The following is a 22,928-nucleotide window of genomic DNA, read 5'->3' on the forward strand; positions in this document are numbered from 1 at the left end:
TCCGCCTAGCTCAGTTTCGGTTTTCTAAAAGCCATAAATCCGAACAGGCACATCAAAGTACCGCCGATCCAGAGCCAGTTAATGAGCGGGTTAAGGCTCATCTTCAAGGTGGCATTACCCTCTGCATCAACACTTAAAAGTGTAGCGTAGATTTCACTGCCGAGGCTGGGAATGACCGATACTTCAGCAAAAGGCTGATCAAAGTTGCGGTACAATCTCCGCTCGGGAGCGAGCAAACCGACCATCTTACCGTTTTCAGTGACTTCCAGAATAGCGGAGATATGCGCCATTTCAGGAGTCTGGCCTTCTGTAAGCTTTTTATATGTAACATCGTATTCGCCGAGCTTAACACTTTCGCCCTGCTGAACCACATACTGATGTTCAATTTTATTGGGACCGGACCACGCAACACCGAGGAACATAAGAGCCACCCCGAAGTGCAGTCCGTAAACCCCAATCATGGAGCGGACTTTGCGCAACTGGGGAATAAAGGCGAAAACGCCGAGAATTCCGACCAGAGATGCAATAGAAGCGGCACTGGTAATCAGGCCGAGGGGATTATGAAGACCGCAGGCGTAACTGATTGCACCGCCGCCGACAAAAGCTCCACCGACCAGAAACAGCCCACGTTTGTCAAAGATGCCTTCTTTCCAGTTGAACCAAGGGCAAACTGTAAAAATGAGGATGATCAGGCTGAACAACGGCAGACAAACACGGTTGTAGAACCGAGCATCCAGACCGACAGGGTTCGCACTCCACATTTTGCTGATAACCGGCCACATGGTTCCCAGTCCAACAACAAGGCCGAGACCCAAAAAAGCCCATGCTGCAATCACCAGCATACCCTGCCTGCTGTTCAGGCCGGAAAGGGTTCTGGATTCAGGACGGGGACCGGCAACCAGAACCACCGCGATGAGAGCCAGATTAGAAAGCTGAAAAATCAGCAATGGCAGAGCAACGCCGTTCTCACCGTATGCATGCAGGGACTGCACAACACCGGAACGAACGAGATAGGTAGCAAAGATACAGAGCAGCAAGGTCAAAGCCATGAGGAATACGTTAGTCCTATGCAATGCCTTACGCTTGATCTGGATAATTGCTGTATGCATAAAAGCGGAAGCACTTAGCCACGGAATGAGGGAGGCGTTCTCCACAGGATCCCATGCCCAGTACCCACCCCAGCCGAGCTCCATATAGGACCACCAGCAACCGAGAACGATACCGGCAGTAAGAAAAATCCAAGCCAGAATATTCCAGTTACGGCAGAAAGAAACCCATGATTTCAATTCACCGGAAATGTAAGATGCAAGAGCAAGAGCCGCGGGGCTGGTGAATCCGGCATAGCCGAGGAACAGCAGCGGCGGATGGAAAATCATGCCGGGGTTACGCAGCAGCGGGTTAAGTCCGCGACCATCTGCCGGAGTGGGCACAAGTTCCATAAAAGGGTTGGACCAGCTGGTCAGCAGGAGCAGGAAGAAAGCCTGCACCACCATGTAGAACAGCCAGTAGTAAAGTCTTGTTTTCTCGGAAAACTCTTGAAAAAGAGAAAATCTCGCAAAAATGACACCCATAATCGCAATGGAAAGCATCCAAAAAAGCAGTGAACCGTCAGCTCCGGCCCAGAATGCTGTAAGCGTATAGAATATGGGAAGTGTGTTATCTACGTATTCGTAAATGTATTTGAAAGAATAGTCCCTGTTCACAAGACCGATAGTCAGTATAATACTGGAACCAGTAATCAAACCGGCAATAGCCATATTGGCTTTATCGATTAAATCCAGCACATTGCGTTTGCCTGTAAGCAAGGCAAGACACGCATAAGCACCCGCCCCCAACGCCACAAGTAAGGCGATGAGGAGCAAAAGGTTGGCAAATAGCTGCATACTATATTTACTCCATTACGGATAAATTCTTTTTAAAAACGGAAAACTCCGGAACAAGTGCGCGCCGGAGCACCAACGCTAAGGATCACCCTTCGCGATTTTCCTTTTCATACTTGGACGGGCATTTGGTAATCAGGGAAGTGGCTTTGAACATTTTATGTCCATTAACAAAATTCCCTTCAACAATAACCTCAACCCCTTCTTTGAAGGTATCAGGCACAGCGCCACTGTAGTCTATACGGATAGTCCCTACGGCTTTTTCCTGATCTGTAAGATCAAAAGAAACGCCCAGACCACCAGGTTTAGACTCAATATTCTGAGGAGCAACCTTACCGAACAACCGGGCCTGTCCAAGCTCGGACTCTTCCATTGCAAGTGCTTCAGAGACATTGAGGAAGTACACGCTATCCTGTGAGATTCCTGAATAAATCAGATATCCCAACCCACCTAGAAAAAGGATCAAGGCGGCAAAATAGACGCCTTTTCCGCCTTTCTTGGCCATTCTAGTTCTCCGTTCTATTTCGAAACGTCAGCGGAATCTTCTTCCTTGCTGACGACCAGTTCTTTTCTTCTCCTACGGGCGAGCTCACGCATATCGACGACCTGATCGGTCTCGTCCACAATCTCGCTTCCGAGGATCTCTTCCATAACATCTTCAAGGGTTACAACCCCTGACATTCCACCGTATTCATCAAGCACCACAAAAAGGTGCATGCGGCTTTCAAGGAATTTCACCAGCAGCTTATCCAAAGTGATATTTTCCAGCGCAAAACGGACCGGTTTCATCAATTCGGATAGCTTAACATCATCATGATCATCGGCAAGCGCTTCGAAAACGGAACGCCTGTAAATAACCCCGACAATGTCTTCGGGATCATCCCCTTCATACACAGGAATACGGCTGTGGGGCCATGCACTGTACTTGACATGGGCCTCCGCTACGGTCATCTCAGCAGGAAGAGAGAACACAACAGTCCGGGGTGTCATAATTTGCTCAACAATTTTGTCGTCCAACGACAAAATATTGGCAATTGAGAGGGCTTCATACGGTTTAATCGCCCCGGATCTCCTGGTCAGGCTGACCATAGCTCTTATGTCATCTTCCGTGGCCTGCGGTCCTTCGCATGCCTTGTTACGACTAACAAGACGGGAAAAGATTCCACAAATCCAGATTACCGGAAGAAAAATCCAAATCAAAATTTCCATGGGTCGAGCCAACGCCCGCCCCAGTGGTTCACAATAGAGAACACCGATGGTCTTTGGTAAAATTTCAGAAAGGACGAGAATAACGATGGTGAATCCGAGAGTGAACCAAGGCAGGGTTTCGACACCGTAAACGGTGGACCATGCGGCACCTGCGAAGGCAGCCCCGGCAGTGTGAGCAACTGTATTGAGAGTCAAAATTGCAGTGATTGGCCGATCCACATTGGAACGCAACTTATGAAGAATTGCCCCGGACTTGTGACCTTCCTTGCGCAGAGTTTCAATCCTGCTCCAAGGAAAGGAATAAAAGACGGCTTCACTGACTGAACAGTAAGCGGAAATAAGTGTAGCAACACTGACGGAAAGTATTAATTCCAGCATTAAATTTTGTGTTGAGGTTATAAAATAGCACCATGTGGCTTCTTTTTGATACTGGCATCAGTACCAGAAGGGAGATAGTGGTGCAACAGAAATAGGACGGCTCAGTCCGATTCCCTACGGTTTTAATACAAAATAAAATTATTAGGCAAAATTAGCAAGAGTTCAAACAGTTAGGTCGAAAAAAAATAATTGTACCTACTAAATTTAACTCCTGTAAAAAACATTGACCTTTTGCGCTTCACAATTAAAATATGCGCGCGATGACAAACACAAACCACAAAGTAATATTCAGACTCAGTGCCCTCGGGGACGTAGTCCTGACCACCGGAGTAATCGAATACTGGGCTGAAAAATACGGCTGCACCTTCACAGTAATCACCAAAATATCCAGCAGCCCTGTATTAGAAAATAATCCTCATATCACAAATGTCATCAGCCTTGACAAAAAAGACCTCGGCGATCTGACCTGGATAAAAAAAGCCGGAGAGATCGCTTCTGAATACAAAGGCTGTGAACTCATCGACCTGCACTCCACCCTGCGTTCCAGAATCCTCGGCGCACGCTGGAAAGGCAAAGTTTCCAGATACAACAAATTTTCACTGGAACGCCGCACCTTCAAGCTCACCCGCTCCGCAAAACTGAACGACAAGCTTTCCGGGCTGCGTGTAACCCAACGCTACGCAGCAGCCATTGAAAGGGAAATTCCGGAAGCATCAGAGCTGCTGCCGCGCATCTATCCCACTGAAGATGAAAGAAATATCGCCCAAACTTTGATCGAAGAACATGATCTGGGTCAAAAATTCATTGCCCTGCACCCTTACGCCACCCACCCCGACAAAGCGTGGCCGAAAGAAAACTGGCAGGCTCTCATAGAAATGCTGAATGAAAATGGAATCCGCTGGGCAATAATCGGACGGGATAAAAATGTATTTGAACCGCAAGGATCAAGCTGCAATTTCACCAGCCAGCTGCAACTGCGCGAGACCTGTGCCCTGCTGGAAAAATCCACCCTGCTCATCACAGGGGATTCCGGCCCTATGCACCTTGCCGCAGCCGTATCCACCCCGGTTATCGCCATGTTCGGGCCGACTTCCAAAGCATGGGGATTCTACCCCGCCGGACCGCAGGATGTAGTTCTAGAGTCAGAGATGGACTGCCGCCCCTGCTCACTGCACGGTAAAAGCAACTGCAAAAAAGACCGCGAATGCCTGAGGAAAATCACACCTGAAGAGGTATTTGAGAAAATACAGAATTTGATGCGCTGACGCGCTTGCCTCCGGCGGCGCTACCGCGAGTCGCCTTCAGCGGGACCAGAGAAACTTTTAATAAACTTCGCTGGGGTGGGCTCAAAATATTACTAAAATTCTTTATCTGCTAACGCCAGAATTGAGATAAATCTTTTTTATGTTGGCTCAGACTTTCAGCGACAGCTTTCGGAACTAGATTCGAAATATCTTTTCCAGCTCTCCACTCTTCACGCACCTGAGTAGAGCTGATTACAAAATCAAAATCTCCGATTATGTAAATCAACTTTCCGCCCGGCAGATTCCAGCGATTATCCCCGGCCTTTTCAAGCTCAGGAAAAATCCGTTCCAGCTCCTGCGCCATGGCCCCATGGTCGGCTTCCGCCCTGCTAACCGCAACCACATTGCCAAGCTTCGGGATCTGCTGCCAATCCTTCCAGGTGGTAAACGCTTCCAGCGAATCCTGTCCCATCAAAAAATAAAGTTCTGCACCCGGATAACGATGCACAGCCTCACGCAAAGTATCAATTGTATACGTCGGGCCATCAATTGAAATATCAATATCGCTGGCTTCAAGTCCTTCATAGTCCTGCACTGCCCTTTCCACCAGTTCAAAACGCAAAGCAGCAGGAAGCATTTCGCCCTGCTCCTTGTGATAAGGGTTCCCCGCAGGGACAAACAAAACCTTATCCAGCCCAAGACGATTCATCACACCATTCGCCACATCAATATGCGTCGAATGAATTGGATTAAAACTGCCGCCGAAAAGACCTATTTTCATATGAAGTAAATTTTCCAAGAAAGGAGGCGAAGCCATACTGAAAAGTTTTGAAGGGATGGCGTCTGGAGAAGGGAAACTTTTTCCAAAAGTTTCCCTTCTCCAGACGCCGGAGGCATCTTAATTACGGACGTCCCAGTTGCCGAGCAGTACGAACTTAGTACTGGTCAATTCGGTTGCGCCCATGGGACCGTAAGAATGGAGCTTGGAGGTGGAAATACCGATTTCCGCACCAAGTCCGAGCTGCCCGCCGTCGTTGAAACGGGTGGACGCGTTCACACCGACCATGGAAGCATCGACTTCACGGATAAAACGCATTGCACGGGCATGATCTTTGGTCAGGATGACTTCACTATGGTTGGAACCGTAGCGGGCAATGTGATCCTGCGCTTCATCCTGTGTGCTGACAACTTTGACGCACAGAATAAGATCGAGATACTCCATACCCCAATCGTCAAAATCAGCTGCAATGGCCTTCGCTCCCAGCAGAGGCATCGCGCGGGGACAACCTTTCAAAGTTACACCGCAAGCATTGAGCAGGATTCCAAGTGAAGGAAGAATCTCTTTGGCAATATCTTCATGCACCAGCAGACACTCAAGCGAGTTACAGGCTGCAGGCTTCTGAACCTTGGCATTCTTGATGATGTCCATAGCTTCGGGGATTTCGCAATCCTTATCCACATAGATGTGACAGACACCCTTGTAATGCTTGAGAACGGGCATGGTTGCCTGAGAAACAACCGCACGGATCAACCCTTCACCACCACGGGGGATTACAACATCGATATATTCATCAAGTTTGAGCAGTTCGCTGACCGCTTCACGGTCGGTCACTTCAACAACCTGAACAGCCTCTGCGGGAAGACCTGCTTTGCCGAGAGCTTTCTGCAGCAGGGAGGCAAGCGCGAGGTTGGAATAAATCGCTTCGGAACCACCACGCAGAATAACCGAGTTACCCGCTTTAAGGCAAAGCACTGCGGCATCAACGGTAACGTTGGGGCGGGATTCAAAAATCATCATTATAACGCCCAGCGGGATACGCATTTTACCAACCATCATACCATTTGGACGGCGCTCCATCTTTTCGATCTCACCGACAGGGTCGGCCTGTCCGGCAACCTCGTTGCAGCCCTGAATCATATAATCCAGGACAGACGGAGTGATCTCAAGACGCTGCAGACGGGCCTGATCCAGCCCACGTTCTTTAGCTGCATCAAGATCTTTTTTGTTCTCTGCAAAAATAAATTCTTTTTCCTGCTCCAGCAAAGCCGCCAGTTCGATGATCGCCGCATTACGCGCGGTTCCATCGGCACAGGCTATTTTACGGGAAGCTTCCTTGGCCTTAACGGCCACCGCTTTCATTGCTTCTGAATGACTCATAAATATACCTCAAAGACATTTATATTGACTGAATTATCATTATTTCCGCCGATTCATCCTTTTTGGCTACTAAGGATATTGCAAAAAAGTCAACTACCATTTACCAATGTAAGCAGCCACTGAGGGTTTTCAATGGGAAATATATAGAATTATTTTTTCTTTTTTTGTAATCTTTTTCAAACACTTTATACTTTATCCTTTTTTTACAACACTTTAACTCAAACTTACATTTTTGACCTTTTTGTCAGACTGCTTTATATAGCGCACTTCAACTTTGTATAAAATTTTCATGGAGGCATTCCTTTAAAATGGAAGAACAAAACACTACACAGGACATTCTGAATCAGGTTCACGAATCCACCCCCGACAGCCTGCACCCTGTTCTCGACTACATCTTTAAGAACGGAAAAATGATTGCAGCCGGGATTGCGGCTATCCTTCTTATTGCAGGAGGAACAGCCGGTTTCAAATACATGAACCACCAACAACTGATCGCAGCCCAGAGCGAGATGGGAACCATTTTGATCAAATACAGCGGAGAAGAACAGGCCAAGGCACTGGCTGACTTCGAAAAAAACGCTCCGTCATCCATGAAACCTGCAGTTCAACTGGCGCTTGCTAAGTCTTTGATGGATTCTTCCCGCTACGCTGAAGCAAAAGCTGCATGGGCAGCTGTAGGTAAATCCAGCCCTGAAATGGCCCCCGTTGCAGGTCTCGGCGAAGCAAAATGCCTGATGCTTGAGAACAAAGCTTCTGAAGCTCTTCCCATTCTGCAGAGTCTTAAGGACAGTGCAGGAGAAGAATACGCAGCAACTGTAGGCAGAGTCCTTGCCGAAGCAGCAGAGCAGGCCGGCAACATTCAGCTTGCTGTTGAAGCATATCAGGGTTTGCTGACCAGCTCCCCGCAGGAAGCTCCCTACTTTGAAATCAAGATCAACGAACTTAAAGCCAAACTCTAAATTTATCACAGGCTGATCATAAGTGTACGACTGCGTGATGTGATGAGACGCAGACCGGGGCTCCGGCATTAACCAATGGGGCCGGATCCCCGCTGAGACTCAACAGTCGTGCGTTTGTGAACATTCTGTTAACCACATGACCTAAGGAGCACATTCATGGCTCACCCCCTTCTCAAGGACAGTCCGGGCATGAAAAAGCTGCTTCTCGGCAATGAAGCCATTGTCAGAGGCGCTATTGAAGCTGGTATTCAGGTTGTTACCTGTTACCCCGGAACACCCTCCTCCGAAGTACCGGACACTTTCTTCCGTCTTTCCCCGGAAGGTGACTTCACTTTCGAATACTCGGTCAATGAAAAGGTCGCACTGGAAGTTGGCGGCGGCGCCACTCTAGCCGGTGCAATGACCTTGACCACTATGAAACATGTCGGCGTAAACGTCGCAGCTGACCCGCTCATGACCCTGGCCTATACCGGTACTCCCGGCGGTATGGTTCTGCTTTCCGCAGACGACCCCGGATGCCACTCCAGCCAGAACGAGCAGGACAACCGCTACTATGCACGCCTTGCAGGCATGCCCTGCTTCGAGCCTTCCTCTGCTCAGGAAGCAAAAGACATGACCCGCGATGCACTGAACATGTCACGCGAAATGTCTGCTCCCTTCCTTCTGCGAACCACCACACGCGTAAACCACCTTCGTGGTCCTGTTGAGTACGGTGATATAGCCAAGCTTGCTCCTGCTGAAGGATTCAAAAAGAATCCTGCTCAGTTTGTACCAATCCCGGCTTTTGCACGCAGAATGCACGTGGATCTTCTTGAAAAGCTCGAAAAGCTTCGCGAGATGGCCGAGACTTCCAAGTACAACAAAGTTTCCGGTAACGGAAAAATTGGTATCGTATCTTCCGGTATCTGTAGAGCATACCTCGCAGATGCACTGGCCGATACCGGTCTTGCAGATAAATTTAAAATCCTTGAGCTGGGCTTCACTTATCCGCTGCCCACCAAAATGCTCACCGACTTCATCTCTTCCGTAGAAAAAGTCGTTGTTCTGGAAGAACTCGAGCCTTTCCTTGAGAATGAACTCAGGGTTCTGGCTCAGAAGAACTCCATTGCAGTAGAAATTATCGGTAAAGATAATGCTCTGCTGCCCCTGAACGACGAATACTCCACCCTGAACATTACCGCGGTTATCCACGAAGTTCTGGGCATGGAAGTTGAAGAGATCGACAACTGTCCCGCAGAAGAGGGACTGCCCATGCGTCCGCCGAACCTCTGTGCAGGCTGCACCCACCGTGCTGCTTACTACGCAGTTAAAAAGGTATTCGGTCCTGATGCAGTATGTTCTTCCGACATCGGTTGCTACACTCTCGGCATCCTGCCTCCGCTCAACGCTGCGGACTTCCTGCTTTGCATGGGTTCCTCCATCTCTGCCGGTTCCGGAGCTGCCCGCGCAGCAGGCCAGACTGTAGTCGGCTTCATCGGCGACTCAACCTTCTTCCACTCCGGTATCACCGGACTGGTTAACGCTGTATTCAACCAGCACGATATCCTGCTGGTGATCCTTGATAACTCTACCACAGCCATGACAGGGCATCAGCCGCACCCCGGTGTTGAAACAACCGCGCTCGGCTCCAACCCTGCACAGGTAGACATCGAGTCCATCGTTAAAGGTTGCGGCGTAACCGAAATCCGCACCGTCAGCCCGCTGAATCAGAAAGCCACCACCAAGGCTCTTGAGGAACTTAAAGCCATGAGCGGCGTCCGTGTTCTTATCGCTAAGGACCCCTGCCCGCTTTTCGCCCGCAGAACCCTCAAAAAAGCCCCTGTGCGCACCGCTTACGTTGAAAATCAGACTGAAGAAGTGCTCAAGGTAATGGAAGAACTGGCCTGTCCCGCATTCGAAAAGACTGCGGAAGGTGTTGAAATCAACGAAATCCTTTGTTCCGGCTGTATGCTCTGCCTGCAGCTGACTAAAGATATAAAAGCCCGGAAAAGGAGCAGCTAATGGATACTAAGTTGCGTATATTCATGACCGGGGTCGGCGGACAGGGGACCCTGACAGCCACCAACCTCCTCGCACAGGCGGTTCTTGACTGCGGTATCGATGTTACTGCCGGTGAAATCCACGGAATGGCCCAGCGCGGCGGTGTTGTTGAATCCGCACTGCTTATCGGTCTGGCTTCCCCTAAAATCGGACACGGAGAAGCTGACGTAATCCTTGGCTTTGAGCCTCTGGAGACTCTGCGCGCCCTGCCTTACCTGAAACCCGGCGGCACTGTGCTTTCCAGCACCGAATATGTTCCGCCCCTTTCCGTATGCACCGGTAAAGCAGAAAACACTCCCCTTGAAACCATCAAGGAAAAGGTTGCCAGCTGCGCAGGAAAAGCATACTACCTGCCCTGCCAGAGTTTAGGCCTTGAAGCCGGAGCCGTGCAGAGCGGTAACATCGCCCTGCTCGGAGCGCTTTGCGCCACAGGATGCATTCCGTTGAAACCCGAAGAACTGGCTGAAACAATCAAATCAGTCATGAAACCGAAAATTGCGGACATCAACCTGAAAGCTCTGGAACTCGGAGTTAAGGCAATTTCATAAGTAAACAATCGACAGCCGCATGACTCCATGCGGCTGTCGACTTTACAGAACAGTATACCATCTCGGGAGGATACTCCCGATGCGCCATCACAATTTTAGGCCGGAACCACGGAGTCTATGGGGCTCCGACAAAGCTGAAATCTAAAACAGCCTGGACGGCATGAGTAAAGAAATGACTAGAAACGGACTGACGGAACGAGTGGACAATATCTATCTTTCAACTTTGAGTGAAATTCTTGATTCTGTAGCTCCCCATCACGATTTGGAACCCAGCCTCAATGCGATCCTTGAAGTTCTGTCCAAAGACCTCCACTTCCCACGTGCATTCCTGGCCATTATGGACACGGAATCGGAAAAGCTGAAGCTTTCCATCACCCACAGCCCGGCAAAGGATTACACAGCGACTTACGCTCCGGGAAAAGGAGTGGTGGGCAAGGTCTATGAAACAGGTGAATCTGTAATCATCCCCAGAATGTCGGACGACAATCAGCTGCTGAACAAAGCTTTCAACAGGTCTGAGGAAGAACAGAAAAAATTATCTTTCATCTGCGTACCCATCAAGAGTACTGACTCTGATGGTAATCAGGAAGTTCTCGGCGCGCTGAGCGTTGATTCCCCGATCCTGCCCATGGACGACCTGCTGGAGCACAAACATTTTCTTGAAGTTGTGGCGGCTCTTATTTCCAATCAGGTTTCCCGCCTACAGGAAGAGATGTCCATGCAGGCCCAGATGCTTTCTCAGGGCATGATGCCCGGAGCGGTGGATATTCCCCCGCCTGCAGATTTCGTAGCCACTTCCAAGAGCATGAAACAAGTTCTCCGCCAGGCCCGTCAGGTCGGACCCAGCCGTGCGACTGCACTGCTTCGCGGGGAATCCGGTACAGGCAAAGAACTTCTTGCCGAAGCTATCCATTCCTGCAGCCCCAGAAGGGACAAGCCGCTGGTTAAGCTCAACTGTGCAGCACTGCCTGCGGAACTGGTTGAGAGTGAACTTTTCGGTCACCAGAAAGGTGCTTTCACCGGAGCATACCAGAACAAGCGCGGTCTCTTTGAAATCGCCAACAACGGAACCCTGTTCCTCGACGAAATCGGGGAACTCTCTCTTGACGCACAGGCCAAGGTTCTGCGCGCAATTCAGGAAAAGGAAATTCAGCGCGTCGGCTCCGAACAGCCTATCGCAGTTGACGTTCGCCTGATCTGCGCTACACATCAGCCCCTCGAAACCCTGCTGCGTGAAGGTAAATTCAGGGAAGACCTGTTCTACCGCATCAATGTTTTCCCCATCTTCATCCCGCATCTGCGTGAAAGACGTGAAGACATCCTCCCACTGGCTGAAAAATTCCTCGATATGTTTTCCGAAGAATACGGCAAACAGATCAAACGTATATCCAGTCCTGCCATCGACCTCTTCACCCAGTACCACTGGCCGGGGAACGTCCGTGAGCTGAAAAACTGCATCGAGCGTGCGGTTCTGATCTGCGAAGAAGAGGTAATCAGAACCTACCACCTGCCACCGACTCTGCAGACAGCAGAATCAACCGCCACTGACACCTCACTTTCTTTCGGTGAAGCTGTGGCTAAATTCGAGCAGGAACTACTGGTAGACTCCCTGAAAAAAGCTCGCGGTAACATGTTACAGGCAGCTCGCGACCTGAGGGTCAGCTACCGTATCGTCAACTACAAGGTCAAAAAGTACAACATTGACGTCAAGAAATACGCGGGCGCAAAAAAGAAGAAATAAATGATGCAGACTTCAAAGCACGCCGGAAAAGGCCATTCCAAGCCTATCTTCGTGGCTGCTCTTTGCCTGCTTACATTGATTATTACGGGTTGTTCCGGTGCTAACCAGTTACCGGGGCAACCCTTTCTAATTCCTTTTGACTCAGAACACATCACCACAGAAAAACAGCTAAGCGTATCCATCAAGCTTTTCCCCGATGGAAGTGATGAGCGGTCTTTCAAACATATCACCCATCATGATTTCTATTTTGACAACAAGAACTGCACCGCCAGTGTCCGCATGATCCTGAACCGCACTGCGAAAGTTGACATGCCTGAAATCGGAGACTGGTCTACCGTGTCGGTCGGACAATGCATAGATGGGGGCGAGAATATTGATTGCTTCACTGCACATATAGACTGCCATCTGGTACGTACAACTTTCATCCCTACCGGAAAACGCAGTCTAGCTGTGATCCGTGTACGCAACCGGGCTCGTGAACCGCAGGAGCTTTGCAAACAATGGGAGCCGCATAATCTCAGCCCGGATCAGCAGGAAGAAGTGGAAAATTTCAACCGAACTTCAGATTCTTTGTTTAAATTTGAGTAAGTTGATTTGACGCTCGTCGCGCTTTTTTGATTGAAAGATTTTGCCTCCGGCAGCTTAAACCCTTTTATTATGCTTCGCGGATATTCTTCTCAGACTGTTCTTGTTTTTCGGCTTGGCTTGCCAACTCTTTAAGAAAGCGCACTTTCTGGGCTGCTCGCTTTTGCTTCACCGCATATTCTGCACGATAGGCAGCCCGTTTACCCGGGAAAGATTCGTATGCTTCAAAGATCACCGGAAGACGGCAGCGGGTATATTTCGCGCCTGTACCGGAATTATGTTCCTTCAGCCTGCGTTCAGGGTCGGTAGTCACACCGCAATAGAGGGAATTGTCGCTGCAACGCAGGAGATATACGTACCATGTGCTCATGAATTTGAGATAACTTTTAGTTGTTATAGGGTCAAAACTTTATTCCTATTTGATATTTGCTAATTAACGTCTCCGTAGGACCATTTGCCCTTGCTTTCTTAAGCATCTCCATATATTTTTCTTCGTTCTCAATCTCCAGCAACACCCCACACAGATAGGGATTCCAAAGAGGCTTAGTCCCTTTGGTCGCCGGAGACGAAATCAAATATCATAATCGCGAAGCGAATCAAATAATTTGCCTTTACTTTAGGGCCGACAAGACCTGTATTCGGAGATCAGATGCCCAGAATTACCATTTCATCCCTTGAGAAATCCTACAACGGTGAAGACCTTTTCAGCGACCTTTCATTCGAAGTGAGTGCCGGGATGCGCCTTGCCGTAGCCGGACCGAACGGTTGCGGTAAATCCACCCTGCTTAAACTCATAGCCGGAAAAATCGAACCGGATGCCGGCGTACTTTCCATCTCCAAAGGCGCACGCCTCGGCTATGTTGCGCAGGAACTTACCGGGGAAATCCTTGAACACACGTTGCTCAGCTGGGTACTCTCAGCACTGCCTTCATGGAACAAACTCTGGGAACAGTGGGAAGAAGCCGGGCAGAAAAATGATCAGGCTCTCATGGAACGCCTTTCCGAAAAACAGGCAGAACTTGAACACCAGTTCGGATACAACCCGGAACACAAAGCCCGCACCATCCTGACCGGGCTTGGCTTTTCCGATCACGACCTGCTCAGCAAGATCAAAGAACTTTCCGGTGGTTGGCGTGAACGCGCCAAGCTTGGCCGCGTGCTGCTGCAGGGTGCGGATCTGCTGCTGCTTGACGAACCTACCAACCACCTTGACCTTGAGGCAGTTGAATGGCTGGAAAGCTACCTGCTCTCCTTCCGTGGTGCTGTAATCTATGTTGCACACGACCGTATTTTTCTGGACAAGGTAGGTACTCATGTACTTTTCCTCGGCTCCGGACGTCCCACAGTAAGACGCGGCAACTTCACCGAATTCCTGAAGTGGCAGGCTGAAAACGCCGAACAGCGCAGCCGTGAAGCTGCCAAACTTTCCGCGCGCATCGAAGCTGAAAACTCCTACATCAACCGCTTCCGCGTAAAGGCCCGCAAGGCCGCTCAGGCTCAGTCCAAGATCAAGAAAGTGGAAAAGATGTCCAAGGAGCTGAACAAGATTCAGGGAGAAGCCGACCTCAACCGTTCCGGCCGGACTCTGAGTTTCCGTCTGCCGCCGACCTCTCGTGGAGACAAAGCAGCTATCAGCATAGTTGATCTCGAATTTTCATATGACGGCAAACCGCCGTCCATCTGGCCCCTGCTCAACTTCCAGCTTTTCCGGGGTAAAAAGGTTGCGCTGGCTGCACCAAACGGAGCCGGTAAATCAACCCTGCTCAAAGTAATCATGGGCAACCTCAAACCTAATGCTGGTTTTGCCAAAGTCGGACAAAACACTTCTCTGGCATACTTCAGCCAGCACCAGAGCGACACTCTGCGTGAGGAAGCTACCGCGCTCTCCGAAATCCGCCGTCTCTGCGACCCTGATACCACAGAGGAACAGCTCAAAAGCGTGCTTGGCCTTTTCCTCCTCGGTGAAGGCTATTTTGAACGCAGGGTTTCCGCTCTTTCGGGCGGTGAAAAAAACAGGCTTATCCTTGCCTCGCTTTTCCTTTCAAGGGCCAACCTGCTTATTCTTGACGAACCTACCAACCATCTTGACCTTGAAAGTCGTGAAGGTTTGATCCGGGCATTGAAAGATTATGACGGAACCCTGTTCTTTGTCGCTCACGACCGCTATCTGCTTGGTGAAGTTGCCGACGAAATCTGGGCTTTGACAGATACAGGAGTCGAGACATTCTTTTCATTTGAAGAATACGACAACTACCGCAAAGAAAAACTCGCAGCACCGACAAGTACTTCCGGTTCATCTGAATCCGACGACAGCTACAAGCCAGCCAAGCGTAAACTGAGTAAGGAAGACAAACGCCGTCAGGCTGAAATCCGCAATGCTCTCTACAAAGAGTTAAAACCCAAGACTGCCGAGTACGAAAAACTCGAAAAGGATCTTGAAAAGACCTTGGAAGATCAGGCAGAAATGGAAGAACAGCTCAACGATCCCGCACTTTATAACGACGGAGCGGCTGCAGTAGAACTAAATTCACGCTATACCGAGACATGCGCATGGGCCGATGAACTCATGGAAAAAATGGCCGTTCTGGAAGAAGAAATAACTGAACTCGAAGAACGTAAGAAGCAATTATTAGAGAGCTGATACGCTAACACGCTTTTAATTAAAAGATTTTGCCTCCGGCGGCGCTTTCAGCGGGACCAAAGAACCCTTTTGAAAAAGGGTTCTCTGGACTCTCCTAAAACTTTTATTACGCTTCGCGAATTAATTTCCTGAACCAACCATCTTAATAATGACAAAAATAAATCCAATTGAAGTTGTTGCCGGAGTTATCTGGAAAGACGGCCTTTTCCTTTCTGCTGAACGTCCTGCGGGTAAGGATTATGCCGGATGGTGGGAATTCCCCGGCGGCAAGGTTGAAGTGAATGAATCACTCGGAGATGCACTGGTTCGCGAATTACAGGAAGAGTTGGGTATAACACCAACAAACTTTGACTTCTGGATGGAAAAAACTGTAGAGTACCCCGAATATACAGTGCACTTGAATTTTTTCGACATCTGGGATTTTTCCGGCCAAGTCAGTTCTATGGAAAACCAGCGGTTTGACTGGTTCGACCTGACCGACATGCGTGACGTAAAATTCCTGCCCGTGAATTACGAAATTCTTGAACTGCTGAAAGAGCGAGAAAAAGCTCTTCAAAACAAATAATCCCCGCACAATTTCTGCCTAAACGGCGAAGCCCTAATAAAAAAGTTCAGGATTCTCACCCCCTTTTCAAAGGGTTTGAGGCTCGGCAGGGTCGCCGAAGGCAAATTCTTTACATCAAAAAGCGCAAAGCGCATCAAATCAGCCCCGCAGGGATTCCCGATAGGGCCGCCGGAGGCATTGGAGTAAAATATGAAAATCATCGATTTAATCAATAAAAACGGACAGTTCATTTCTCTTGAATTTTTCCCTCCCAAAGACCGTGAGTCGTGGCCTAAATTTTTTGAAGTTGTAGAGAAGCTCAAAGTTCTGAATCCTCTTTTCGCATCCGTTACTTACGGCGCAGGTGGAGGAACACAGGACAATTCACTTGAAATTGTTAAAAGAATGAAGCAGGATGCGGGTGTTGAACCTCTTGCACACCTTACCTGTGTCGGTGCCAGCCCGGAAAATATCAGTGAATTTGTTTCCGCACTTCAGGAAGCGGATGTCGAAAATATCCTTGCCCTGCGCGGCGACGCTCCTGCTGATGACGAGGATTTTGACTTCAACACCCAGGCTTTCAAGCACGGCTCCGACCTTGTTACGTACGTGAAGGATAAACATCCCGGTGTAGGGATAGCTGTTGCCGGTTACCCGGAAGCGCACCTTGAATCCCCTTCCATCAAGGAAGACTTCAAGTGGATGAAGTACAAAATCGACGAGGGCGGCGAATTCATCATCACCCAGCTCTTTTTTGATAACCGGGTCTACTTTGACTTCTGTGACAGACTGAAAGGCATGGGCATTGATGTTCCGGTTCTGCCCGGTGTACTGCCTATCATGAGCCTTAAATCAGCCAAATTCATTCTTTCACTGTGCGGCGCGGCCATTCCCGGGAAATTCCTCAGCGCGCTGGAAAAAGCACATGCTGATGGCGGTGATGAAGCGGTTTACAAACTGGGAATTAAGTTCGCCACCAGACAGGCCCAGGAACTGCTGGACGGCGGCGCACCTGGAGTACATCTTTACACCTTGAATAGAGCTAAAGCCTGCCTTGAAATCGGTCAGGCATTAAAATTTTAATACGGCTATTGGAAAAGCAGAAACACTGCTGCAAAAGATTAACAGATAAACCGGGCTGCCGATGGTCCGGGTCAAGAATACGGAGGTTTAGCTATGAGTACAAAAAATCCCAGAGTTGCTGTTGTTGGAGCCACAGGCGCGGTTGGACGTGAAATGCTCAAAGTGCTTGAGCAGCGCGACTTCCCCGCATCCGAAATTGTTCCTTTTTCTTCCGCCCGTTCCGCCGGAACCAAGGTTCCCTATAAAGGCGAAGAGCTGACCGTTATCGAGCTGAAAGAAGATTCCTTTGAAGGTTTTGACCTGGCTCTTTTTTCCGCAGGCGGCGGAACCTCCGAGAAATTCGCCCCCCTCGCTGCTAAAGCGGGCTGCGTAGTTGTTGATAACTCCAGCCAGTGGCGCATGGACCCCAAGATTCCTCTCGTAGTACCTGAAGTTAACCCTGAAGATCTCGACTGGCATCCCGGCATCATCGCCAACCCCAACTGTTCCACCATTCAGATGGTTGTTGCGCTGAAGCCCATTCACGACGAAGCCAAAATCAAGCGTATCATTGTTTCCACCTATCAGGCTGTATCCGGTACCGGACAGAAAGCCATCACCGAGCTGGAAACTCAGGTCAGCAGACTTTTCAACGGCAAAGAAGTGGTCCCCAGCACCTACCCGCATCAGATCGCATTCAACTGCCTGCCGCACATCGATGTTTTCATGGAGAACGGCTACACCAAAGAAGAAATGAAGATGGTCAACGAGACCAAAAAAATCATGGGCGACGACTCAATCAAGCTCACCGCTACCACCGTGCGCGTGCCCGTCTTCTACAGCCACTCCGAGTCCGTAAACATCGAAACCGAGGAAAAAGTTACTGTTGAGGAATGCCGCAACATGCTTTCCAATTTTCCCGGCGTAACAGTTGTGGACTTTCCCGAGAAGAACCTCTACCCCATGGCCATCGACGCTACCGGTGAAGACGATGTATATGTCGGACGTATCCGCGAAGACGAAACCATTGAAAACGGCCTGAACATGTGGATCGTTTCCGATAACATCCGTAAAGGTGCTGCACTCAACACCGTACAGATCGCTGAGACCCTGATCGAACGTGATCTGGTTCGTGTAAAATAGGAACGCCTCCGGCGGCCCTTTCGGGGAACCCTGCCGGGAGCCTTAAACCCTTTTTATTGCGCCCCTTCCTGGGGCTTACCCCTTCGGGGCGGTGCTTTCAGGCACCGGGCAAATCCGCTTTCCTGCGGATTTGTGTAAAAAGGGTTCAAGAATCCCAAAAACTTTTAATAGTTTTGATTAATGCAAAACTTATTAAATGTTCCCTTACAAAATCTGAAACGGTGAAGCTTACTTCTAAGCTTCACCGTTTTTTTGTGTCTTGTATTCCCTCTTGCGAAATCCCGTGCTTTGGCGATAATGTAATCCGGCTTTGCGGAAGTGGATTCCGTGAGAGCATATGGCGGTTATGATCCCCGAAAGGGTATATATAATTTTACGGAGTCTGGAATTGATTAGAAAAGTTGACGCGAACGAATACATCGATGCAATGCTTTCCGCCATGCGCGCGGGAACCGAAAAAGTCTGTGCTTTTTATGAACACCGTATCGGGCTGGTTTGCACCGACCCCAAACTCATGCTCATGCCCTGGGATGACCACCTGGTGCATCGTGGTGACGGCGTATTTGAAACCATGAAATTTGTAGACGGCAAAATGTACCAACTGGCCCCGCATATGCGCCGCATGAAACGCTCCGCACGGACCATCAGTCTGGAACCGCCCTGCCCATGGGAAGAGCTGGAAACTCTCATCCTTGAGGTTGCCGGGGCTTCAGGGGTGGATTCAGGTCTTGTACGTGTTCTGCTTGGGCGCGGGCCCGGCGGGTTCGGGATTGACCCTTACGAATGCCCGGTTCCCTCCCTGTACATCGTAGTTTACAAGCACGAGCCTAAACCGGAATCATGGTATGAAAAAGGCGTAACGGCCTTCAGAAGCAAGGTTCCGGCCAAGCAGCCCTATCTGGCAACAATCAAGTCCATCGACTACCTGCCCAACGTAATGATGAAGATCAATGCCAAAGAAGAAGGTTTTGATGTTCCCTTCTGCTTTGACAGCTTAAGCTTCCTCGCCGAAGGTGCGACCGAAAACGTCTGCATCGTCAGTCAGGATGGCAAACTCTATACTCCGAAATTTACCAACTCTCTGGCCGGGACTACCATTGCCCGTGCTCTGCAACTCATCGAAAATGAGATTGAAGTGGATTTCAGGGCAATTTCCGAAGAAGACATCCTGCTGGCCAAAGAAGTCATCATCTGCGGAACATCCATTGATGCAGTAGGTGTTGTCCGCTTCAACAAAAAGCCCATCCACGATGTCCGCCCCGGTCCCATCTGCAAACGCATGCGTGAATTGCTGCAAAAGGACCTGCACGAAACAGGGACACCGATTATCAAGAGCTAAAAAGAAAGGCCGTGAATCCACAGGAATTCACGGCCTTTTAAATTCATCTCGAACTAAACTTACTTTCGAGCCGTAAGCAGCATAAGCGAAAGATAAGTCGTCTTTTCCGGCACTTCGTTGATGTCCGGATAGATAGCTTCGCCGTCTAGACCGAGGCGGGTGTAGAATTTCACATCCATCTTATCCATTTCATTCACGGTATCACGCAGCTCAGGAAAATTGCGGTAGGCTTTTAGGATTACTGCGTTATCGACTGAATCCAATGACTCAGCAAACTTCGCAGTATCAGCCACACCGGAGGTCAGCAGCAGATTCTGACCGGATTCCACAAGCACCTGCTGTGATCTGGCCGCAGCAGCCTGATAGGATGTTATCCCGGGCACAACATCGAATTCCACTTCAGGATAGAGCCGTTTCATGGTCTGCATCATGTAGCCGAAGGTTGAATAAATCAGCGGATCGCCAAGGGTCAGGAAAGCTGCAGTCCTGCCGCCCTCAAGATACTTCAGTGCGGTACGGCAATTCTCTTCCCAAGCCGCGGTCAGAACATCTTTATCACGGGTCATGGGATAGCCGAGCTTGACTACCTCGCAATCACCACGCACGAATTCTGAAGCAATTTCAAGGGAATGGGAATATTCATTTTTAGTTGAAGAAGCGGCAAAGACCACATCAACTTTTTCCAGCACGCGCACCGCGCGCACAGTCAGCAGGTCGGAATCACCGGGACCGACCCCGATGCCATATATTTTTCCAGAATTACTCATTTATTTCTCTTTAGTATTAAAAAGGAAGTCCGCCAGAATCTCCACGGCTTCCACATTTCTGGGACCGGGCCGGGAAAATACCGACTCATCCACTTTCAAAATTCTTTTGCTGCGAACCGCGTCGATGAGCTTAAAATGACTGCGCTCATCAGGTTTGACCGGAGAAGGATTCATGCGTCCAGTCTGGTAGACGTAGTTCTGCGGGTTGATCCGCATCAGCTCTTCTTCACCCATGCGCACAATCTTCTTGTTATTGGTCACGCAATTCACGCCTCCGGCATGACGGATAATGTCATTCACAATTGATCCCTGCCCCGCTGCCAACAAATTGGGATAACGTATCTCAAAAAAAACTGACGGCAAGGAATCAGAAACAGCACGATTATGCAACACTTTATCCAGCCGTGCATTCATTGACGCAATCAATTTATCCGCTGCTCCCGGTTCCCCGGTAAGTACGCCAAGCCTGCGGATCATGGAAAACATCTCGTCAAAAGAGGCAACCTTGAACATGGCGCAAGGGATGCCCCGTGTACGTAGCGGTTCAAGGGATGTCGCCGCCTGAGAGCGTCCGGCCATCTGCAAGACTAAATCAGGCTGCAAAGCTACGATCAGCTCCGGGTTGGGCCGCATATGCGTTCCGATGGACGGCAGCGCGGTTATCTGCTCCGGGTAGTGATCCGCAGCAGTGCGGGCCACCAGCCAGTCTCCCAGATCCATTGCGTACAAAATCTCATTAAAAGAGCCGTACAAGGCCACGATGCGCTTTGCCGGACGCTGCAGCACAACTTCGTTACCGAAATCATCGGTAATGGAAATCCCGGCCTGCGCGCTACCTGCTAAACTAATTATCAGCAGGAGAAAAAAGAACCTGCGGAACATGGAGCCGGGGATGCTCAACAACCGCAACAGATGTCTGGTAAACATTTGAAATATTTTCCTCTGTAATTACTTCTGCAGGAGAACCGTCCAGCTTCAGATTTCCTTTGGACAGGAAAACCAGCCGATCAAAGTAAAGAGCCGCCAGATTAAGATCGTGAATCACGCAGACGATTGTTGCTCCCTCTTTGTTCATTTTTTTAAGCAGGTCGAAAAGCTCAATTTTACCAGCCACATCAACACCGGAAGAGGCTTCGTCCAGCACCATGATCCGGGCCTGCTGCGCAACAGTCCGGGCCATGAGCACCCTCTGGAATTCACCTCCTGAAAGCTCGGCAACAGAACGATCCTCAAGATGGCTGATGCCGACCCGTTGAATGGCTTCAGCGCAAATTTCTTCATCCGCTGCATCATAACCGAAAAAGCCGGAACCATGTGCATAGCGGCCCATCATAACCATGGATCTAACGGTCAGCCCAAAAGCCGGGTCCACACGCTGCGGCAGCACAGCCATTATCCCGGCCAGTTCACGGGGACGGTAAACATCCACAGCCCTGCCCTCAATTTCAATTGAACCTTCAAGAGGGGTAAGGACACCTGAAATTGATGAAACAAGGGTCGTCTTGCCGCTGCCGTTCGGCCCGAGGATTGCGGTCATGGAGCCTGACGGAAACTCCAGATTAAGGCCGTGCAGGACTTCGCGTCCGGCGTATCCGGCTTTCAAGTTCCTGATCCTGATCATGCGGAGCCTCCTCCGCTGTTAAAACCGGAACGCAGCACAATGCAGAAGAACGGACCGCCGAGCAGGGCCGTAACCACACCAACCGGAAGCTCCTCGCCACCGGAAAGCAGAGAACGGGCAATGACATCGGACCAGACCAGCAGCAGACCTCCCAGCAATGAGGAGGAAATCAGCAGCGGCCTGTGCTCCGCTCCCTGAAACATGCGCACCAGATGCGGGACAATTAGCCCCACAAATCCGATTATCCCGGAAACCGCCACCGCCGCCCCGGTCAGCAAACCGGAACCGACCAGCAAAGCCATGCGCACGCGGGAGACGTCCATGCCCAGATGACGGGCCTGAGTCTCACCCAGCGAAAGGATATCCAACTCGCGGGAATAATAGACCAGCGGAATCAAGCCGGCGATAAAATACGGCAGGAACAGCTGCAAATGCGACCAGCCGCGTCCTTGAAAACTACCCATGATCCAAAAGACAATTGACGTTACTGACTCCTCATCAAGGGATTTGAGCAGGGAAATCAGCGCGGAAAGAAAGGTCGCCACCACAATCCCGGCAAGGACCATCGTTTCACGGCGCAGTCTGCCGCCGATACGCCCCAGCACGAGCACCGCACCTAGCGCGGCCATTGCTCCGGCAAGGGCCGCCAGAGGCAGGAACAGATTCCCGAATCTGGACCAGAGTTCCGCACCGAGCATGGTCGAGCCGGAAAAAATAGCCAGACTGGCCCCGAAAGCCGCCCCGCTGCTCACCCCTAAAGTAAACGGATCTGCCAGCGGGTTGCGCAGGATGCCCTGATAAACAGTCCCGGCTACAGCCAGCGACATGCCTACCAGAAATGAAAGGCAGACCCGGCTGAGCCGCAGATCAATAACGATAAAAGACAGGGCCTGATCAACCTTCTGCGTCCCGATGCCGAGGACGGATTTAAAAACCGCCAGCACCTGCGCGGGATCAGTTCCATAAGCCCCGAAAAGACAGGCGGCAAAGATGGAAACAGGCACGAGCAGAGACAGAACCAAAACAGCCTGCGCCCTTCTATTACCAATAAATGCCATCATCACCGCCT

At 50.1% G+C, this 22,928-nt stretch carries 21 protein-coding genes; 11 read left to right on the plus strand and 10 right to left on the minus strand.

Annotation, left to right across the window (positions count from 1 at the left end; all coding sequences use genetic code 11):
- Positions 1-5 precede the first annotated feature (5 nt).
- The 3 genes from ACNI29_RS19785 to ACNI29_RS19795 all read right to left on the minus strand — a co-directional run bounded on the left by ACNI29_RS19785 (position 6) and on the right by ACNI29_RS19795 (position 3,467).
- A complete protein-coding gene (locus ACNI29_RS19785) occupies positions 6-1,883 on the minus strand; it encodes a heme lyase CcmF/NrfE family subunit (RefSeq protein ID WP_419780090.1) in 1,878 nt (625 codons plus the stop codon).
- 85 nt (positions 1,884-1,968) lie between these two features.
- The gene (locus ACNI29_RS19790) at positions 1,969-2,385 is read right to left on the minus strand and encodes a cytochrome c maturation protein CcmE (RefSeq protein ID WP_419780091.1); all 417 of its coding nucleotides are present in this window, start codon (positions 2,383-2,385) and stop codon (positions 1,969-1,971) included.
- A 14-nt stretch (positions 2,386-2,399) separates the two neighbouring features.
- On the minus strand, positions 2,400-3,467 hold the full coding sequence (locus ACNI29_RS19795) for a hemolysin family protein (RefSeq protein WP_419780092.1): 1,068 nt from the start codon (positions 3,465-3,467) through the stop codon (positions 2,400-2,402).
- 251 nt (positions 3,468-3,718) lie between these two features.
- On the opposite strand from ACNI29_RS19795, the gene ACNI29_RS19800 reads away from it, so the two are divergent.
- Positions 3,719-4,732: a glycosyltransferase family 9 protein gene (locus ACNI29_RS19800; protein ID WP_419780093.1), complete on the plus strand. Its 1,014-nt coding sequence runs from the start codon at positions 3,719-3,721 to the stop codon at positions 4,730-4,732.
- Positions 4,733-4,841: 109 nt separating this feature from the next.
- Here ACNI29_RS19800 and nadD read toward each other — a convergent pair whose 3' ends face one another.
- Both nadD and ACNI29_RS19810 read right to left on the minus strand, forming a co-directional pair.
- Positions 4,842-5,492 carry a nicotinate-nucleotide adenylyltransferase gene (gene nadD, locus ACNI29_RS19805; RefSeq protein ID WP_419780094.1) on the minus strand — a complete coding sequence of 217 codons (651 nt, stop codon included), beginning with the start codon at positions 5,490-5,492 and terminating at the stop codon, positions 4,842-4,844.
- A gap of 117 nt (positions 5,493-5,609) precedes the next feature.
- Positions 5,610-6,869, minus strand: coding sequence for a glutamate-5-semialdehyde dehydrogenase (locus ACNI29_RS19810; RefSeq protein WP_419780095.1), 1,260 nt, complete (start codon positions 6,867-6,869; stop codon positions 5,610-5,612).
- 308 nt (positions 6,870-7,177) lie between these two features.
- On the opposite strand from ACNI29_RS19810, the gene ACNI29_RS19815 reads away from it, so the two are divergent.
- The 5 genes from ACNI29_RS19815 to ACNI29_RS19835 all read left to right on the plus strand — a co-directional run bounded on the left by ACNI29_RS19815 (position 7,178) and on the right by ACNI29_RS19835 (position 12,745).
- A complete protein-coding gene (locus ACNI29_RS19815; RefSeq protein ID WP_419780096.1) occupies positions 7,178-7,828 on the plus strand; it encodes a tetratricopeptide repeat protein in 651 nt (216 codons plus the stop codon).
- Between the two features lie 156 nt (positions 7,829-7,984).
- Complete coding sequence (gene iorA / locus ACNI29_RS19820; RefSeq protein WP_419780097.1) at positions 7,985-9,829, plus strand: indolepyruvate ferredoxin oxidoreductase subunit alpha; 1,845 nt, start codon at positions 7,985-7,987, stop codon at positions 9,827-9,829.
- The gene (locus tag ACNI29_RS19825) at positions 9,829-10,416 is read left to right on the plus strand and encodes an indolepyruvate oxidoreductase subunit beta (protein ID WP_419780098.1); all 588 of its coding nucleotides are present in this window, start codon (positions 9,829-9,831) and stop codon (positions 10,414-10,416) included. Before iorA ends, ACNI29_RS19825 begins: the two co-directional genes overlap by 1 nt.
- 172 nt (positions 10,417-10,588) lie before the next feature.
- On the plus strand, positions 10,589-12,157 hold the full coding sequence (locus ACNI29_RS19830) for a sigma-54-dependent Fis family transcriptional regulator (protein ID WP_419780099.1): 1,569 nt from the start codon (positions 10,589-10,591) through the stop codon (positions 12,155-12,157).
- Positions 12,158-12,745, plus strand: a complete 588-nt coding sequence (locus ACNI29_RS19835; protein WP_419780100.1) for a hypothetical protein — start codon at positions 12,158-12,160, stop codon at positions 12,743-12,745.
- Between the two features lie 67 nt (positions 12,746-12,812).
- Here ACNI29_RS19835 and ACNI29_RS19840 read toward each other — a convergent pair whose 3' ends face one another.
- Complete coding sequence (locus ACNI29_RS19840; protein ID WP_419780101.1) at positions 12,813-13,112, minus strand: GIY-YIG nuclease family protein; 300 nt, start codon at positions 13,110-13,112, stop codon at positions 12,813-12,815.
- Positions 13,113-13,391: 279 nt separating this feature from the next.
- Here ACNI29_RS19840 and ACNI29_RS19845 point away from each other — a divergent pair, with 279 nt between their 5' ends.
- The 5 genes from ACNI29_RS19845 to ACNI29_RS19865 all read left to right on the plus strand — a co-directional run bounded on the left by ACNI29_RS19845 (position 13,392) and on the right by ACNI29_RS19865 (position 19,471).
- Positions 13,392-15,383: an ABC-F family ATP-binding cassette domain-containing protein gene (locus tag ACNI29_RS19845; protein ID WP_419780102.1), complete on the plus strand. Its 1,992-nt coding sequence runs from the start codon at positions 13,392-13,394 to the stop codon at positions 15,381-15,383.
- A gap of 148 nt (positions 15,384-15,531) precedes the next feature.
- On the plus strand, positions 15,532-15,948 hold the full coding sequence (locus tag ACNI29_RS19850) for a (deoxy)nucleoside triphosphate pyrophosphohydrolase (protein ID WP_419780104.1): 417 nt from the start codon (positions 15,532-15,534) through the stop codon (positions 15,946-15,948).
- A gap of 189 nt (positions 15,949-16,137) precedes the next feature.
- Complete coding sequence (locus ACNI29_RS19855; RefSeq protein ID WP_419780105.1) at positions 16,138-17,010, plus strand: methylenetetrahydrofolate reductase; 873 nt, start codon at positions 16,138-16,140, stop codon at positions 17,008-17,010.
- A gap of 93 nt (positions 17,011-17,103) precedes the next feature.
- Positions 17,104-18,132, plus strand: coding sequence for an aspartate-semialdehyde dehydrogenase (locus tag ACNI29_RS19860; RefSeq protein ID WP_419780106.1), 1,029 nt, complete (start codon positions 17,104-17,106; stop codon positions 18,130-18,132).
- A gap of 388 nt (positions 18,133-18,520) precedes the next feature.
- Entirely contained in the window at positions 18,521-19,471 is a 951-nt protein-coding gene (locus tag ACNI29_RS19865) for an aminotransferase class IV (RefSeq protein WP_419780107.1), read from the plus strand.
- Positions 19,472-19,530: 59 nt separating this feature from the next.
- On the opposite strand, the gene cobI is transcribed toward ACNI29_RS19865, so the two are convergent.
- Genes cobI through ACNI29_RS19885 form a run of 4 tightly spaced genes read right to left on the minus strand, consistent with a single transcriptional unit; the run spans position 19,531 to position 22,917 of the window.
- Entirely contained in the window at positions 19,531-20,238 is a 708-nt protein-coding gene (gene cobI / locus ACNI29_RS19870; RefSeq protein ID WP_419780108.1) for a precorrin-2 C(20)-methyltransferase, read from the minus strand.
- Complete coding sequence (locus ACNI29_RS19875; RefSeq protein ID WP_419780109.1) at positions 20,239-21,165, minus strand: ABC transporter substrate-binding protein; 927 nt, start codon at positions 21,163-21,165, stop codon at positions 20,239-20,241. It lies immediately after the preceding gene.
- Complete coding sequence (locus ACNI29_RS19880; protein WP_419780110.1) at positions 21,083-21,859, minus strand: ABC transporter ATP-binding protein; 777 nt, start codon at positions 21,857-21,859, stop codon at positions 21,083-21,085. The genes ACNI29_RS19875 and ACNI29_RS19880 overlap by 83 nt, the downstream gene beginning before the upstream one ends.
- Positions 21,856-22,917, minus strand: a complete 1,062-nt coding sequence (locus ACNI29_RS19885) for a FecCD family ABC transporter permease (protein WP_419780111.1) — start codon at positions 22,915-22,917, stop codon at positions 21,856-21,858. Before ACNI29_RS19885 ends, ACNI29_RS19880 begins: the two co-directional genes overlap by 4 nt.
- Between the last annotated feature and the right edge of the window lie 11 nt (positions 22,918-22,928).

Origin of the sequence: Maridesulfovibrio spiralis (SeqCode) (assembly GCF_048571135.1) — a bacterium.
GTDB lineage: Bacteria > Desulfobacterota > Desulfovibrionia > Desulfovibrionales > Desulfovibrionaceae > Maridesulfovibrio > Maridesulfovibrio spiralis.